General features: G+C 37.7%; 1 protein-coding gene. It reads right to left on the bottom strand.

What is annotated here, in order from left to right; genetic code table 11:
* Window positions 1-273 (bottom strand): C-terminal helicase domain-containing protein (locus AAEY62_RS22335; protein ID WP_350636595.1); only part of this gene is annotated, 273 nt, incomplete at both ends.

Genomic DNA, 273 nt, shown 5'->3' with positions numbered 1-273 from the left:
CGACCAGTTCTACCAATACGATGAACGTATTCTTCTGCGTGTTTTGGTAAATCAAAGTTAATAACATGGGTAACACTGAGTAAATCTAAACCGCGCGAAGCAACATCTGTAGTAATTAATATTTTAAAGTTTTCACGGCTAAACGCATCCATAATATCAAGGCGCTTACTTTGAGTTAAATCCCCAGCTAATGCGACAGATTTAAAGCCTTTACTATTTAATGATTCACTTAAACGGCTGGTATCAGCCCGTGTGGCAGTAAATATAATGCAC

Origin of the sequence: Pseudoalteromonas sp. GW168-MNA-CIBAN-0100, from assembly GCF_040309225.1 — a bacterium.
GTDB classification, from domain to species: domain Bacteria; phylum Pseudomonadota; class Gammaproteobacteria; order Enterobacterales; family Alteromonadaceae; genus Pseudoalteromonas; species Pseudoalteromonas arctica.
This window is presented reverse-complemented; position numbering and strand designations above follow the sequence as displayed.